The sequence below is a fragment of the Pseudoalteromonas sp. Angola-4 genome (assembly GCF_028599265.1).
GTDB lineage: Bacteria > Pseudomonadota > Gammaproteobacteria > Enterobacterales > Alteromonadaceae > Pseudoalteromonas > Pseudoalteromonas atlantica.
Genome location: NZ_JAQREK010000011.1, coordinates 49,232 through 63,190 on the forward strand (window position 1 = coordinate 49,232; position 13,959 = coordinate 63,190).

A 13,959-nucleotide genomic window follows, 5' to 3' on the forward strand; every position below is an offset into this window, starting at 1 on the left:
TAACTTCCAGCAAAGAAAAACCGATGTTTAGGTTAAACATCGGTTTTTTGTTTTTAAGTGGCTTTAAACAGATTAAAAACTGTGCTTTTCACGCGAGCAAGCTCAGCGTCTACATGCAAAGTTTAACACTGAGCTTAATTTTACCTGTAGGCGTTTAGCTTGCTGACGCGACGAGCATAGCTCGTAATTACTATCGTTAGTTAAAAAGCGCTTTGCGTTAAATTAGTTACAAATTGGCTTGCGCTTCATTCACCATATCTTGTAGTGCATCAATTAACAGTGGGTCGCGCGAGTTTTGTTTAGCAAGTTTTAGTGCATGCTTCATGCTAGTAACAGCCTCTTTAAATTGTTTGTCAGCCGTGTAGCCTTGCGACAATCGCATGTGGGAGTAAGCAGCATTAGGGTAATCACGAGTAAAGTGTTTAAGTGTCGTTATCGCTTTTTTAGTGTTACCAAACTTTTGCTGGCTGTGGGCAAACTCTACGTACACATCTTGTGGAATTTTAAGCTCAAATCCGTACTTATCGCTCAGTGCTTGGTAGTAACCTGAAATAAGCGATACATCGGCAAATTTTCCGTGCTCGTCAGTCACTTTAAAAATTAGGTCACTAAATAAGTGAATTAGGCTATCGCTAAGGGCTGGCAGTATAGTGCCCATATGAGTAAAAGTAGGGTAATGCTTATATTCCCATTTTAGCTGTGTGGGCATTTGTTGTTCTAAATTTACTAACGTATTTAATGCGCCTGTATAAAAACGTGCGCCTTCACTCGCTACACTTATAAATAACTCTTGAGTGCCTTTAGGGTTTTTAGTGTATTTAACAATATTATTTTTTAACTCTTCATCACTCCACCAACTATTTGGGCTTATAGCTATGTAGCTGTTAAATAATTCAGGCTGATTAACTAAAGTGTAAAGCGCTAATGTACCAGCATTAGAGTGACCAATTAAGGTGTTGTAGCCGTTAGTTGAGTAATTGCTATTTATGTAGGGCATGAGCTCGTCAGACACAAACTTTAAAAAATTGTCGGTTTGTCCAGCATCGGGCCACTTATTTTTTACAAAGGTTTGAAACTCAGTTTTCGGCTCACCATCTACTTTAGGTAAGTAATCACGCACGCGGTTTGTTGTATCAATACCAACTAGCATGGCATTAGGTATTTGTTCGTAATCAACTAAGGATTTTATAACACCTGACGCCGTATGAAAGTGCTCAACACCATCTAGTAAATAAATAATATAAAGCGGCTGATCGTCTTTTACAGTGTCAGGTATGAAAATTCTGATAGGCCTGTCTTCGTTAAGTATTTTTGATTGTAAAATGACTTTTTTACCAACGGTTATGTCGGTTGTAGCAGTGTCTGCGTGGCATAAAAAAGAGGTACTAAAAGCAAATGCAAATACAAGTGATAGTAAGAGCTTCATAAATATCCTTATTAAATAATGTGTTGCTTAATAATTGCACGGCTTTAGGTTTGAGTAAATGTTTATATTTTAGGCGCAAATGGAGGGGGTAAGTAATTAAAAGCTGCGCTTTTTACGCAAGCAAGCTTTGCGTTTACACACAAACCCAACGCACTTATCGTAATTCTGCTTGTTGATGTAAAGCGAATGCATATTAATATGACCCTGATAGCTGATAGCTGATAGCTGATAGCTGATAGCTGATAGCTGATAGCTGATAGCTGATAGCTGATAGCTGATAGCTGATAGCTGATAGCTGATAGCTGATAGCTGATAGCTGATAGCTGATAGCTGATAGTTGATAGTTGATAGTTGATAGCTGATAGCTTTAACACTTATCTATCAAAGCTTAAAAAACCTGCTTGCTTAATTATCCATCTAAGCGTAAAATGCGCGCTCATTTCGGCTTTTACACTATTAATTCCTTGCCTTAAACCGACCGGCCGAAACGGTAGAAGGCTCTATTAACCGTAAGGAATATCCATGCGTCATTACGAAATCGTATTCATGGTTCACCCTGATCAGAGTGAGCAAGTATCTGGTATGATCGAACGTTATACTGGTTCTATCACTGAAGCTGGTGGTACTATCCACCGTCTTGAAGACTGGGGCCGTCGTCAACTGGCTTACCCAATCAACAAGCTTCACAAAGCTCATTATGTTCTTATGAACGTTGAAGCACCTACTGAAGTAATCAGCGAGCTAGAAACTACTTTCCGCTACAACGATGCAGTGCTTCGTAACTTAGTTATGCGTACTAAAAATGCAGTAACTGAAGCGTCTCCTCTTGCAAGAGAAGAGAAGAAAGAAGCACCAGCTGCTTAATTGTTTTGAGTCCTAGCATGGCACGTAGTCAGCAGTTAGTGTAATGGTTAGCCCATATATGAATCAGCTGGTTATATCGGGGGTTGTTTGTAAAACACCCAAGTTTAGCCAAAGCCCTGCAGGCATACCGCATTGTATTTTTGTTGTAGAACATAAATCGATGCAAACCGAAGCAGATCTTAACCGTAATAGTTACGTTAGGCTTCAGGTTGTTGCCAGTGGTAAGCAAATGCAACAACAGACTCAACATTTGCACGTTGGGCAGGCATTGCAAGTGAGTGGTTTTTTAAATCGCCACGAAGGTCGTAACGGCCTTAGCCAATTGGTTTTGCATGCTCAGCATATAGAAAGAATTATTTGAGGAATTAATCTCATGGCACGTTATTTCAGACGTCGTAAGTTCTGCCGCTTTAAAGCGGAAGGCGTACAACAAATCGATTACAAAGATCTAGCTACTCTTAGAAACTATGTTACAGAAAGTGGCAAAATCGTACCTAGCCGTATTACAGGTACTAGCGCTAAATACCAGCGCCAGCTAGCAACTGCTATTAAGCGTGCTCGCTACTTAGCCCTTCTTCCATACACTGACTTACATAAGTAAGCAGCGGATTAACAGTTTTTAAAAGGTGTAGAAACATGCAAGTTATTCTACTAGATAAGATCGCTAACCTAGGTGGCCTAGGTGACCAGGTTGTTGTTAAATCTGGCTTCGCACGTAACTTCCTTTTCCCGCAAGGTAAGGCAGTTCCTGCAACTAAAGCAAACATTGAAACGTTTGATGCTCGTCGCGCAGACTTAGAAGCGAAAATCGCTGAACAGTTAACTGCAGCACAAGCACGCGCTGACAAACTAGAAGCATTAGCAGAAGTTACTTTAGTATCTAAAGCTGGTGACGAAGGTAAGCTATTCGGTTCAATCGGTACTCGTGACATCGCTGACGCTATCTCAGCTGTTGGTGTTGAAGTTGCTAAATCAGAAGTTCGTTTACCTCACGGTACTATCCGTGAAACTGGCGAATTCGACGTTGCAATCGCAGTACACTCAGACGTAACAGCTACTATTAAAGTAATCGTTATTGCTGAAGCTTAATTTTTAATTAAGCCCAAAAAGCCGTGCTTTTAGCACGGCTTTTTTGTATCTAAAATTCCTCTTTAATACCCATCTAATATCTCTTTATAAAATTATTTAACTATTTTTATTATTAGTTTAAACCTTTCTTGTCTGTCTTTGCGTCTTAGTAATCAATACACTCATTAATACACGTTTTTAAATAAAAATAATTAAAAGGCGACATCACGGATGTTACACACAAAACCCGAGCACACGCCCCTATGCGACCTTGCACTCATTGAGCGTGTTAAAGCGGGGGATCAAAATGCCTATAAGGCATTATATGAGCTGCATATAAAGCGTGTTTACGGTTTATGTTTGCGCTTACTGGCCGATGAAGCGCACGCTGAAGATGCCGCCCAAGAGGTATTTGTGCAAGTTTGGCATAAAATAGCGCAGTTTGACGGACGCTCACAATTTTCTACTTGGCTATATAGCGTAGCAAGCAACATTGCGATTAGTTATGTACGCAAGCACAAAAGCTGGTTAAACAAAGTTGTGAGCATAGAACAAAGCGGTATGGATGAGCAAAGCGCGCAAAGTTGTAAGGGATTAAACGGGTTAGATAAATTAATTGTTCGCCTACCAGAGCGCGCCCGCATGGTGTTTGTTTTATATGCTATTGAAGGCTACCGCCACGAAGAAATAGCCCAGCAATTGGGAATGGCAGTGGGGTCGAGTAAGTCGCAATATCATCGTGCAAGGCAGTTATTACAAGAGTGGTACGAGTATGAGTAAACAAAATTTTGATGACTACTTAAACGAGTCTTTAAACAATTTAAATAAAGACATAGCGCCCAATAAAGCACTTTGGCAGGGCATTGAACACGCCATAGTTACAGCTAAGCCACCTGCTGTTAAAGCGCCATTATGGCCTAAATTGAGCGCTATTGCTGCGTGCAGTGCAGCGGCGTTATTAGCAATAAATATATTTATGAGCAATAACGAGCCAAGCCAAGTGGCTGCTATGAGCGATTATTTTAAAGCGCAAAAGCAAAGTTTATTAGTGCAGTACAAAAACCAGGATGCACTTACCAATAACTGGCAAGCACAGTTACAAGAGCTTGAAGAAGCAGAGCAAGCAATTAAACAGGCACTTGAAAACGAGCCACAAAATCAGGCATTACTGACCATGTTGGCGCAAGTTTACCAGCAACAACTCGACTTAATTAACAAGGTGCATGCACCGCGTTGGCAGCAAATATAGGGGAATAACATGAAAGCAATTTTACTTGGGCTAAGCCTATTACCACTGAGCGTTTTAGCGGGCGAAAAAATAGATAAGCAAATAGAGGTGCCAAGCGGCGGCACTATTTTTATTGAAAACCAACGCGGCGATGTAAACATAACCGGCTGGGATAAAAACGAATTTAAAGTCTCCGGCGAGCTTGATGACAAGGCCGAAGGGTTTGATCTTAAAACGACAGGCGATAAAACCGAATTTATAGTAAAAATGCCACGCAATTTGGGGTGGGGTAACAATGGAGATGGCTCTAACTTAACGGTATTTATGCCAAAAAGCAGTCGCTTAGAATTTGCTGGCGTAAATGTGTCAGTGACTGCAAAAACACTTAAAAAAGGCGCTGAGGTTGATGTTGTTAATGGTGAAATTACGGTAGATGACATTAGCGGCACTGTTAAATTAAGCACCGTAAATGGCGATGTAAACGCACAGAACTTAAGCGGCAATATTCAATTTGAAACCGTAAACGGTGAAATTAACGATAGGCAATCAAGTGGCGAGCTTCGTTTTAGTGCCGTAAATGGCGATATTAAATCAAGCACAACCGCAAACGACGTACGATTAGAAAACGTAAATGGCGATATCGATTTTACATTATCGAGCATAAAAAGCTTACGTATTAATACTGTAAACGGCGAAGCTGAAATACACATCAGTGAGTTGCTAAAAGGGGCTGATGTTCGCTATGAGTCGGTAAGTGGTGATGCTGACTTTTACTTCCCGCAAAGCGTGTCGGCTCAGTTTGAGATTAAAGCGCACGCCAACGGTAAAATTATTAATAAAGTTACCAGCGATAAAGTTACTAAAGCTAAATATGGCCCTTCTAGTGATTTAGAGTTTAGTGCCAATGGTGGCAACGCAAGTGTTGAAATGGATACTATAAGCGGGCGAATTGAGCTGCGAACTAAATAACGCTAATGATTACAAAAAGCAGGAAAAGATTTCCTGCTTTGCTATTTGCACAGCCCCGCCAAGTCGATAGAATAGAGCCATTCAATTTTAGTACTGTGAAGTTATGGCCAAACCAGATAAGCAAGTCGATACCCTTAAAGTTCCTCCCCATTCAATAGAAGCTGAACAATCTGTTTTAGGTGGCTTAATGCTTGATAACCAAGCTTTTGACCGCGTAGCAGAGCTGGTTGTTGCGCAGGACTTTTATACCCGCACCCATAAGCTTATTTTTGAAGCCATGACCGCGCTTGCTGAAGTGGGCGATCCGATAGATTTAATCACAATTTCAGAAAGTCTTGAAAAAAATAACCAACTAGCAGGCATTGGTGGTTTTGCGTATTTGGCCGAAATAGCTAAAAACACCCCAAGTGCTGCGAATATCGATGCATACGCCAATATTGTGCGTGAGCGCGCGGTAGTACGCGAAATGATTGGCGTAGCTAATGAAATAGCCGAAGCTGGTTTTAATCCAGAAGGGCGCACCAGCCACGACTTATTAGACTTTGCCGAGAGTAAAGTATTTAAAATTGCTGAGCAACGTACAAAAAGTACCGAAGGCCCGCAAAGCATTCATAACATTCTTGAAAAAACCGTCGATAAAATCGAAGAGCTATACCAGTCGCCGCAAGACGGTGTAACCGGTGTAAGCACTGGGTATGCTGATTTAGATAAAATGACAGCAGGTATGCAGCCTTCTGATTTAATTATTGTTGCAGCACGTCCGTCGATGGGTAAAACCACCTTTGCGATGAACCTTGCTGAGCACGCCGCAATGACGCAAGACAAGCCTGTGCTTATTTACTCATTAGAGATGCCCTCTGAACAAATTATGATGAGGATGTTGGCATCACTTGGTCGTATTAACCAAACTAAGGTACGTACTGGCCAGCTAGATGATGACGATTGGGCGCGACTTTCATCAACCATGGGGCTGTTGATGGAAAAAGGCAAAATGTATGTTGATGATGCATCGGGGCTTACACCTACCGATGTGCGTTCACGTGCAAGACGTATAGCGCGCGACCACGGTGGTATTAGTATGATCATGGTCGATTACCTTCAGTTAATGCGCGTACCTAGTTTATCAGATAATCGTACTTTAGAGATTGCCGAAATATCGCGTTCATTAAAAGCGCTCGCTAAAGAGTTACAGTGCCCGGTTATTGCGCTTTCGCAGCTAAACCGTACGCTAGAGCAACGTGCCGATAAACGCCCAATTAACTCAGATTTACGTGAATCAGGTTCAATAGAGCAAGATGCCGATTTAATCATGTTTATATACCGTGATGAGGTATACAACGAAGACAGTACAGAAAAAGGCATCGCCGAAATTATCATAGGTAAACAGCGTAACGGCCCAATTGGTAAAGTGCGCTTAACCTTCCAAGGGCAATTTTCTCGCTTTGATAATTACGCGGGGCCAGCAGTTGATGATGAATACTAATGCGCCTAGCCACTGCCGAAATTAACCTAACCGCCCTTGCGCATAACTTATCGCAGGTAAAACGTTTTGCGCCAAATAGCAAAATAATGGCGGTATTAAAAGCCAATGCGTATGGGCATGGTTTAGTAAAAATTGCCCAGCACTTAAATAGTGCTGATGCATTTGCTGTTGCCCGAATTGATGAAGCCCTCGCACTGCGCGCCGGTGGTTTAACAAAGCCAATAGTACTGCTTGAAGGTTTTTTTAATAAAGCCGACTTACCTATTTTATTGGCTAATAATTTTCAAACTATTGTGCACGACGAAAACCAGCTTGCAGCAATAGAAAATGCCACCTTAGATGCGCCAATTACTTGCTGGCTAAAAATAAACACCGGCATGCACCGATTAGGCATAGCACCGAAGCAGTTTGACGCATTTTATAGCCGCTTGCAGCGCACACCCAATGCTAAAAGCACTATTAATTTGATGACCCATTTTTCGTGTGCCGATGATACTCACAATACTAAAACGGCACAGCAAATTAGCTTATTTGATACGCTTGTAAAGGGCATAGACCAAGCACATTGTTTATCAAACTCGGCCGGTATTATAGCTTGGCCAGCAGGACACGGTGATTGGATACGCCCAGGACTTATGCTTTATGGGGTGTCGCCAATGGCAAACTGCACAGGGCAAGAACACAATTTAAAGCCGGTCATGCGTTTAACCACAAAGGTGATTGCAGTGCGTGATGTTGCCGCCCATGAGCGAGTAGGGTACGGAGGCCGTTGGCAAAGTGATAAACCAACCCAATTAGCCGTAGTGGCTATGGGTTATGGCGATGGCTATCCGCGTCATGCCAAAGAAGGCACACCGGTTATGATTGCAGGGCAGCGTTACGGTATTGTAGGCAGTGTGTCTATGGATATGATAAGCATTGATATAGGCGAAAACGAGCACAATGTTAAAGTAGGCGACAGCGTTACAATGTGGGGGCCGGAGCTTCCGGTTGAAGAAATAGCCCACTGCGCCGATACTATCCCTTACGAATTACTGTGTAATATTACACCGCGCGTAAGTTACGAGTACCAGCGATAGTTAATAAGTGATATTTATTCTTTAATAAAGTAAATATCACTAAAGCCCATACGGGCAAATTCTTGGTCACGAAAGTTACGTACAGCCGAAGAGCCTTTTGAGGTCATTTCTATTTGGCGTACCATGTTTAAGTAGTTGGTTAAATCAATACCTTCGGCAGCGGCAATAGCTTGATACATGTCGTGGTATTTGTCTTTTGCGAAGTTAATTTCGCGCGGTTGGTTTTTAAATGTATAGGTTATTCTGCGTGCCATAATAAGCTCAGCTAATTGAGTGTGAGTGTAATTTTACACTGTATTGAACTGGCATTGAACGATTTGTTGAAATCAAATAATTAAAAGTAGAGTTTAAAATGAAATTATCAGTAGAGATCAGTAAATACCCACTTCATCAAGATTACATTCCGTTTATTAAGGGCTTTATTGACCGTTTGAACGAATACGACAACTTAAAAGTGATCACCAATACGCTTTCTACGCAAATTTTTGGCGATTACGATTTAGTAATGCAAGTGCTAAACACCGAAATTAAACGCTCGTACGAAGAGTTTGGTAAGGCTATTTTTGTTTGTAAGTTTTTATCTGGCGATTTATCTCCAGAGTAATCGCCTTTATTTAACGTGTATTAAAAACGGTAACCGCACACATGGATTTTTTAACACAAACCTTAAGTGGTTTTACAGCAATGTCGCATTGGGAATATATTGCGGTAGGGTTGTCTATTGCTTATTTATTACTGGCAATAAAAGAAAGCCTATGGTGTTGGCCTGCCGCTTTTTTTAGCACGCTTATTTATACCATAATGTACTGGAATGGCGCGCTGCTTATGGAGTCGCTACTCAATTTTTATTACATGTACATGGCTGTATTTGGCTGGATGGTATGGCGCAAAGGCAAAGCAGATAATATTAGTATTACCTCATGGTCTACACAACGCCACGCCATTCTTATAGGCGCTACGAGCTTAGCGGCCATTATTATTGGCTATGTAATGCAAAACTACACCCACGCCGATTTTGCCTACTTAGATAGCTTTACAACCTGTTTTGCGGTGGTAACCACGTATTTGGTTGCTAAAAAAGTACTCGAAAACTGGCTGTATTGGATTGTTATTGATGCGGCCTCTATGTATTTGTATTACGAAAAAGGCTATTACCCAACGCTCGCGCTATTTATTTTTTACACTATTATGGCCGCGTGGGGATTTAAAACCTGGTACGAAGAGTACGAGCAAAGCCAAGCTAAGCCATTAGCGCAATTATAACGCATGCATCGTAATCCAAATATTGCCGCGTTATGTAGTGAGTTTGTGGAACCTGAGCACGTGCTACAAACCACTAAATTAGTGAATGGTTTAAGTAACGACAATTACCTAATAAAAACCGCACAGCAAAACTACTTATTAAAATGCTACAAATCGCATTGGCCTAAAATAGGGCTACAAGCCCAAACTGCACTTAGCCAACATAACGTTTGCCCTAAACCCATTTGGCTCGATAAGGCTAACAGGCGAGCTGCATTTCGCTATATTTGTGGTGATATTGCTACTAATAATTACAGTATTGACCTAGTTGAGAAGTTGGCACGCGTTCATAGTTACCCTCTAGCTACACAGCCAATGGATATTGCAAAAGAGCTTGTGTATTACGCTAATAGCAACATATATCAACAGCACAGCCGCTTAATTGAAGATACGCTAAGCGCCATTAATGACATGCCCTACAACAGTGGCTTTTGTCATAACGATTTAGTTAAAGATAACCTAATAGTAAATTCAAGAGGCATGTATTTAATTGACTTTGAATATGCGCAAACAAACGACGTGTATTTTGATCTAGCGGCACTTGCGGTTAGCTTAGAGTTAAATGCGCACGCAGAGCACACTTTGCTTGAGCAATATAGCGCCCAGCAAGCAATACCCAGTGAGTTTTATTGCGCTTATGACAAGCTACGTTACTTTAAAGTGGTGTTTTTGGTGTTGTGTATAGGGTGGTATGAGCAGCGCGACATAAATAATAAGGCAAGCACATTACGCGCGCAGCTAAATAAGTTATTAAACGAGATAAAAGATTAAAGCCCGCCAAAACGCGCGGCAAGCTCTTTGTACTTCGCTACTTCGTCAGCATCAAATTGGGGCTCACCGTTTTCATCTTCAGACTTGGCAATAAGCAAGCTCTCACGAGCAAGGCGTTTTACCCGCTCGGCTTTTACACCTAAAAACTCAGCCACTTGCTCAGTCGACATTAAACTCATAATTACATCCTCTATATAATCCGTAAGCATTCAGAACATGTTGCCAAACGGTTACTATTTTTTTATCGAATACCAATAAATAGCTTGTTTTTGGCTAGTTGTGAAGTGTTTTATCAAAAACAGTTTGATTTATAGGCATATAACTCAATGATGCTGGTATTTATTTAAAGATCTCTTTATTATTGCCAGTGCTAAAGCATTGATATCGCGAGTTAGTGTTTTGGCAACAAATGTGCTCTTGTGGTGAAATGGATATCACGTGGCCCTCCGGAGGCTAAGTTCTAGGTTCGATTCCTAGCAAGAGCGCCATTTGCTTTTTATTGTTTTCCTTGTTTACGTCTACCTTCATTTTAGTAGTCCTTTATAGTTATATGGTATTGCCCTCAACTCAAAAAGTAGACTTTTAGGGTTAAATAATGCTATTTAGTAGGCATATTTAATTGTAGAAAACGCTTCTGCCATGCTCATCGCGTTACCCATTTCAGAGCTCACCCCAGGTATGTTTGTTGACAGTGTTACCAAACAGCATGAAGGGCTCAACAGTATAAAAATAAAAACCAGTGGCTTAGTGCGAAACCAGGCAATTATAAAACGCTTAGTAACCGAAGGCGTTTTAGAGCTGCTTATCGACTTTACCAAAGGCGATGCCGCCATACCCGATAAGTACAAACCTAAGAGTGCGCCGCCACAAAAGAGCACCACTTCAAGCAGTAAAACAAAACCACCCGCTGTAAAACCTGGGATTACCCTTGAGCAAGAATTTGCCAAAGCCAGCATTAACTTTGAGCAGCATAATCGCAAGCTGCAAGCTTTGTATGGCGATGTAACCACAGGGCTATCGGTTAATTTAAAGGTGATTGATGAAATGGCTAACGATATAGTCAGCTCGGTATTTAGAAATACCAGCGCAATGACCATTTTAACCCGCATAAAAGACAAACATAGCTACAATTGGCGCCACATGATTAACTGCGCTATTTTCACCGCCGTATTTGCTAAATATTTAGGATACAAAGAAGAAGCCGTGCAGCAGCTTGCTATGGGCGCGTTACTTCACGATTTAGGCCAAGCTAAACTCCCCCAGGGGATTATTTCTAGGCCAAGTAAACTCACTAGCAGCGAAATGGATATTATTAAACGCCATGTGGCTCAAGGTTTAGGCTTGGTTAAAGGTGAAAAAGGCATTACCCCCCTAATACTCGACATGATAGTTAACCACCATGAGCGATTAGATGGCTCAGGCTATCCGCGTGGTATTACAGCTGAAAAGCTTAGCCGCCCAGCGCGCATCATGGCGATTGTTGATGTGTACGATGCGCTAACAGGCGATAGACCCCATCAAGAAGGGGATGAACCCATCAATGCGCTGCGTTATTTGTTGGCTAACAAAGAGCTATTTGATGCAGAGCTAGTACAGCACTTTATTAAATGTTTAGGTGTGCACCCAGTAGGCACTATTGTTAAATTAACTAATGAGCGATTAGCTCTCGTGCTCGAGGGCAATAAATCAAATCCCATCAAGCCTAAAGTTAAGCTATTTTATAATGCTAAACACGGGCACCACGTCACCCCTAAAGACTTAGACTTAAATGAGCCTGATCAAAGTATTAAAATAGTGTCGAGTATCAAGCCACTCGACTATCAAATTAATTTGGCTCGTTTGTTAAAAGAGCACTTGTTGAATTAGCTTTTTTACAGCGTTTAAGTTTTTCGCGCTTAGCAGAAATATAAGCGCCTAAAAAACAACTCGCCATTAACGTTAGCCATAATAATGTTCCTTGCTGTACATGCAATGCAATACAGCAAAAAGCTAACGACACTAATGCATTTAGCATGGCCCCTAACCAGTAATGGTTTACGGGGTTATCGCATTGGCCGGCTTGTGTGCAGGCACAATAGTTTGCTTTATAAAAACAAAACACACTGGCGCCACAAAAAATGAGCCCTGCAATAATAAGTAAAATGATCACCTATTTGCTTCCTTTGTGATTTTGTAATGAGTTTAAAATGCAGGGAATTACAAGTCAATCTAAATGATAATTAATTACAGTTAGAGTATAAGCTCTAATAACACATTTCTGCTCCGATGAGTTTTAAATAGTTGTTAAAATGTAGTTAAAAAACGTGTTTTTTGGTGTTTTTGTCGTTTTGTTACAGTTTTTTATAAGAAATTAAGGTAGTGTAGCCAAGTTTAAAATCCTAATAACAACACATAGATACCCAAACGCTTGTTTGGTTAAGGACACAACAATGAAATTTTCTAAAACTCTTATTGCAGCTTCGCTTGCATTTGTTTCGGCTGATAGTTTTGCAGCCGCGTTTCAATTAGCAGAGCAAAACGCGTCAGGTTTAGGCCGTGCATACGCAGGTGAAGCATCTATCGCAGATGATGCGTCTGTTGTTGCTCGCAACCCTGCATTAATGACTTTATTTAAAGATAAGCAACTTAGTGTTGCTGCTATTGGTGTAATTCCAGATGTGAGCTTAGAAGGAACCGGTAACGGATATGGTTTCGATAATAGCGTATTAAATGATGACAGTATCGCTCCTAGTGCGATTATTCCGGCTGCTTATTTCACTATGCCTGTAAACGATAAAGTATCGGTTGGTTTTGGCGCGTTTTCTAACTTTGGCCTTGCGACCGAATTTGATGATGACTATGCTGCTGGTCAAATTGCTGGTGAAACAGAAATTGTCACAGTGAACATGAATGCAAGTGTTGCTTATAAAGTATCAGAGCAGTTTAGTTTTGGTATTGGTCTAAATGCAGTGTATGCAGAGGCTAAAATTATTCGTAAGTTCGGTGAAGTACCACCAGTAAACCCTGCGATTGCGTCTATTCCTGCAAGTGCCGATGCTGTTAACCTTGAAGGCGATGATATGGGTTATGGCTTAAACATTGGCTTAATGTATCAGTTAGATGAAAACAGCCGTTTTGGTTTTAACTACCGTAGCGAAACAGACATCACGTTTGAAGGTGAATACTCTAATGAGCTACCTACATTCATTGATGGTGGGTTGGACGGACAAATTGAGCTACCAGGCTCAGTTGAGATTACATTACCTGCAATTGCTGAATTTTCTGGTTCTCACCAGCTAGATGAAAAACTAGGCTTACACTACAGTGTACTATGGACCGGTTGGAGCAGCTTTGATTCGTTAGAGGCGCAAGTAACGAGTCCAACGGGTGATAAGTTTAGCGCATTTGAAAAAACGGAAGATTTTTCTGACGCACTTCGCTACTCGATAGGTGCTGATTACCAATATAGCGAAAACCTGTTATTGCGTGCTGGTTTTGCCTTTGATGAGTCGCCTGTATCACAGAAGCATCTATCAATTTCTATCCCTGATACAGACCGTTTTTGGTTCTCTTTTGGTGGTAATTACGCGATTGATAAAAACTCGAATGTTGATTTAGGTGTGAGCGTATTACGTGGTAAAACACAAACTTTCACTGAAACAGTAGAAAGTGACACTTTACCTCAGCAATGGTCTTTTGAATCTAAAGGCCACGCTGTACTTGTTGGCGCTCAGTACAACTACAAGTTCTAATGTAGCTGTGCCTTGTGGTTAATCGCAGGGCACAAAAA

General features: G+C 41.2%; 18 protein-coding genes and 1 tRNA gene. 15 read left to right on the plus strand and 4 right to left on the minus strand.

From position 1 onward, the window contains the following. Nucleotides 1–226 precede the first annotated feature (226 nt). Nucleotides 227–1,426, minus strand: a complete 1,200-nt coding sequence (locus tag PSH48_RS13345) for an alpha/beta hydrolase-fold protein (RefSeq protein WP_273611730.1) — start codon at nucleotides 1,424–1,426, stop codon at nucleotides 227–229. A 522-nt stretch (nucleotides 1,427–1,948) separates the two neighbouring features. Here PSH48_RS13345 and rpsF point away from each other — a divergent pair. From rpsF to alr, 9 genes are all read left to right on the plus strand, one after another. Next, nucleotides 1,949–2,290 (plus strand): 30S ribosomal protein S6, encoded by a 342-nt coding sequence (rpsF, locus tag PSH48_RS13350; RefSeq protein WP_004588455.1) that lies wholly within the window; start codon nucleotides 1,949–1,951, stop codon nucleotides 2,288–2,290. A gap of 43 nt (nucleotides 2,291–2,333) precedes the next feature. Further along, nucleotides 2,334–2,651, plus strand: a complete 318-nt coding sequence (priB, locus tag PSH48_RS13355; protein WP_004588456.1) for a primosomal replication protein N — start codon at nucleotides 2,334–2,336, stop codon at nucleotides 2,649–2,651. A 12-nt stretch (nucleotides 2,652–2,663) separates the two neighbouring features. Then, nucleotides 2,664–2,891: a 30S ribosomal protein S18 gene (rpsR, locus tag PSH48_RS13360; protein WP_002962753.1), complete on the plus strand. Its 228-nt coding sequence runs from the start codon at nucleotides 2,664–2,666 to the stop codon at nucleotides 2,889–2,891. A 35-nt stretch (nucleotides 2,892–2,926) separates the two neighbouring features. Next, nucleotides 2,927–3,379, plus strand: coding sequence for a 50S ribosomal protein L9 (gene rplI / locus PSH48_RS13365; protein WP_004588457.1), 453 nt, complete (start codon nucleotides 2,927–2,929; stop codon nucleotides 3,377–3,379). 210 nt (nucleotides 3,380–3,589) lie between these two features. After that, nucleotides 3,590–4,138 (plus strand): RNA polymerase sigma factor, encoded by a 549-nt coding sequence (locus tag PSH48_RS13370; RefSeq protein ID WP_004588458.1) that lies wholly within the window; start codon nucleotides 3,590–3,592, stop codon nucleotides 4,136–4,138. Then, nucleotides 4,131–4,607: a hypothetical protein gene (locus tag PSH48_RS13375; protein ID WP_096740095.1), complete on the plus strand. Its 477-nt coding sequence runs from the start codon at nucleotides 4,131–4,133 to the stop codon at nucleotides 4,605–4,607. Before PSH48_RS13370 ends, PSH48_RS13375 begins: the two co-directional genes overlap by 8 nt. A gap of 9 nt (nucleotides 4,608–4,616) precedes the next feature. Beyond that, nucleotides 4,617–5,555: a DUF4097 family beta strand repeat-containing protein gene (locus PSH48_RS13380; RefSeq protein WP_273611731.1), complete on the plus strand. Its 939-nt coding sequence runs from the start codon at nucleotides 4,617–4,619 to the stop codon at nucleotides 5,553–5,555. Nucleotides 5,556–5,658: 103 nt separating this feature from the next. Next, entirely contained in the window at nucleotides 5,659–7,038 is a 1,380-nt protein-coding gene (gene dnaB / locus PSH48_RS13385; RefSeq protein WP_004588461.1) for a replicative DNA helicase, read from the plus strand. After that, nucleotides 7,038–8,117, plus strand: a complete 1,080-nt coding sequence (gene alr / locus PSH48_RS13390) for an alanine racemase (RefSeq protein WP_273611732.1) — start codon at nucleotides 7,038–7,040, stop codon at nucleotides 8,115–8,117. The genes dnaB and alr overlap by 1 nt, the downstream gene beginning before the upstream one ends. 14 nt (nucleotides 8,118–8,131) lie before the next feature. On the opposite strand, the gene PSH48_RS13395 is transcribed toward alr, so the two are convergent. Continuing rightward, on the minus strand, nucleotides 8,132–8,371 hold the full coding sequence (locus tag PSH48_RS13395) for a DUF2960 domain-containing protein (RefSeq protein ID WP_004588463.1): 240 nt from the start codon (nucleotides 8,369–8,371) through the stop codon (nucleotides 8,132–8,134). A 98-nt stretch (nucleotides 8,372–8,469) separates the two neighbouring features. On the opposite strand from PSH48_RS13395, the gene PSH48_RS13400 reads away from it, so the two are divergent. From PSH48_RS13400 to PSH48_RS13410, 3 genes are read left to right on the plus strand one after another with little or no spacing between them, the layout of a single operon-like run. Then, nucleotides 8,470–8,721: a hypothetical protein gene (locus PSH48_RS13400; RefSeq protein ID WP_004588464.1), complete on the plus strand. Its 252-nt coding sequence runs from the start codon at nucleotides 8,470–8,472 to the stop codon at nucleotides 8,719–8,721. A gap of 41 nt (nucleotides 8,722–8,762) precedes the next feature. Beyond that, a complete protein-coding gene (gene pnuC, locus PSH48_RS13405) occupies nucleotides 8,763–9,380 on the plus strand; it encodes a nicotinamide riboside transporter PnuC (RefSeq protein WP_004588465.1) in 618 nt (205 codons plus the stop codon). 3 nt (nucleotides 9,381–9,383) lie between these two features. Further along, the gene (locus PSH48_RS13410) at nucleotides 9,384–10,190 is read left to right on the plus strand and encodes a phosphotransferase (RefSeq protein ID WP_273611733.1); all 807 of its coding nucleotides are present in this window, start codon (nucleotides 9,384–9,386) and stop codon (nucleotides 10,188–10,190) included. Here the strand turns inward: PSH48_RS13410 and PSH48_RS13415 are convergent. Next, the gene (locus PSH48_RS13415) at nucleotides 10,187–10,369 is read right to left on the minus strand and encodes a hypothetical protein (protein WP_024031630.1); all 183 of its coding nucleotides are present in this window, start codon (nucleotides 10,367–10,369) and stop codon (nucleotides 10,187–10,189) included. The genes PSH48_RS13410 and PSH48_RS13415 overlap by 4 nt on opposite strands. 234 nt (nucleotides 10,370–10,603) lie before the next feature. Here PSH48_RS13415 and PSH48_RS13420 point away from each other — a divergent pair. Both PSH48_RS13420 and PSH48_RS13425 read left to right on the plus strand, forming a co-directional pair. Then, nucleotides 10,604–10,678 (plus strand) — tRNA-Arg (locus tag PSH48_RS13420). A gap of 151 nt (nucleotides 10,679–10,829) precedes the next feature. After that, a complete protein-coding gene (locus PSH48_RS13425) occupies nucleotides 10,830–12,056 on the plus strand; it encodes an HD-GYP domain-containing protein (protein WP_273611734.1) in 1,227 nt (408 codons plus the stop codon). On the opposite strand, the gene PSH48_RS13430 is transcribed toward PSH48_RS13425, so the two are convergent. Next, the gene (locus PSH48_RS13430; protein ID WP_029772472.1) at nucleotides 12,016–12,339 is read right to left on the minus strand and encodes a hypothetical protein; all 324 of its coding nucleotides are present in this window, start codon (nucleotides 12,337–12,339) and stop codon (nucleotides 12,016–12,018) included. The genes PSH48_RS13425 and PSH48_RS13430 overlap by 41 nt on opposite strands. 280 nt (nucleotides 12,340–12,619) lie before the next feature. On the opposite strand from PSH48_RS13430, the gene PSH48_RS13435 reads away from it, so the two are divergent. After that, nucleotides 12,620–13,921 carry an outer membrane protein transport protein gene (locus PSH48_RS13435; RefSeq protein WP_273611735.1) on the plus strand — a complete coding sequence of 434 codons (1,302 nt, stop codon included), beginning with the start codon at nucleotides 12,620–12,622 and terminating at the stop codon, nucleotides 13,919–13,921. Nucleotides 13,922–13,959 lie beyond the last annotated feature (38 nt).

Bases quoted from the DNA above. Each gene is read 5' to 3' on its own strand.
- rpsF (WP_004588455.1), top strand. From the start codon at position 1,949: ATGCGTCATTACGAAATCGTATTCATGGTTCACCCTGATCAGAGTGAG.
- rpsR (WP_002962753.1), top strand. From the start codon at position 2,664: ATGGCACGTTATTTCAGACGTCGTAAGTTCTGCCGCTTTAAAGCGGAA.
- rplI (WP_004588457.1), top strand. From the start codon at position 2,927: ATGCAAGTTATTCTACTAGATAAGATCGCTAACCTAGGTGGCCTAGGT.
- PSH48_RS13410 (WP_273611733.1), top strand. From the start codon at position 9,384: ATGCATCGTAATCCAAATATTGCCGCGTTATGTAGTGAGTTTGTGGAA.
- dnaB (WP_004588461.1), top strand. From the start codon at position 5,659: ATGGCCAAACCAGATAAGCAAGTCGATACCCTTAAAGTTCCTCCCCAT.
- PSH48_RS13415 (WP_024031630.1), bottom strand. From the start codon at position 10,369: ATGAGTTTAATGTCGACTGAGCAAGTGGCTGAGTTTTTAGGTGTAAAA.
- PSH48_RS13425 (WP_273611734.1), top strand. From the start codon at position 10,830: ATGCTCATCGCGTTACCCATTTCAGAGCTCACCCCAGGTATGTTTGTT.
- PSH48_RS13370 (WP_004588458.1), top strand. From the start codon at position 3,590: ATGTTACACACAAAACCCGAGCACACGCCCCTATGCGACCTTGCACTC.
- PSH48_RS13400 (WP_004588464.1), top strand. From the start codon at position 8,470: ATGAAATTATCAGTAGAGATCAGTAAATACCCACTTCATCAAGATTAC.
- PSH48_RS13345 (WP_273611730.1), bottom strand. From the start codon at position 1,426: ATGAAGCTCTTACTATCACTTGTATTTGCATTTGCTTTTAGTACCTCT.
- PSH48_RS13375 (WP_096740095.1), top strand. From the start codon at position 4,131: ATGAGTAAACAAAATTTTGATGACTACTTAAACGAGTCTTTAAACAAT.
- alr (WP_273611732.1), top strand. From the start codon at position 7,038: ATGCGCCTAGCCACTGCCGAAATTAACCTAACCGCCCTTGCGCATAAC.
- PSH48_RS13395 (WP_004588463.1), bottom strand. From the start codon at position 8,371: ATGGCACGCAGAATAACCTATACATTTAAAAACCAACCGCGCGAAATT.
- PSH48_RS13380 (WP_273611731.1), top strand. From the start codon at position 4,617: ATGAAAGCAATTTTACTTGGGCTAAGCCTATTACCACTGAGCGTTTTA.
- PSH48_RS13435 (WP_273611735.1), top strand. From the start codon at position 12,620: ATGAAATTTTCTAAAACTCTTATTGCAGCTTCGCTTGCATTTGTTTCG.
- pnuC (WP_004588465.1), top strand. From the start codon at position 8,763: ATGGATTTTTTAACACAAACCTTAAGTGGTTTTACAGCAATGTCGCAT.
- priB (WP_004588456.1), top strand. From the start codon at position 2,334: ATGGTTAGCCCATATATGAATCAGCTGGTTATATCGGGGGTTGTTTGT.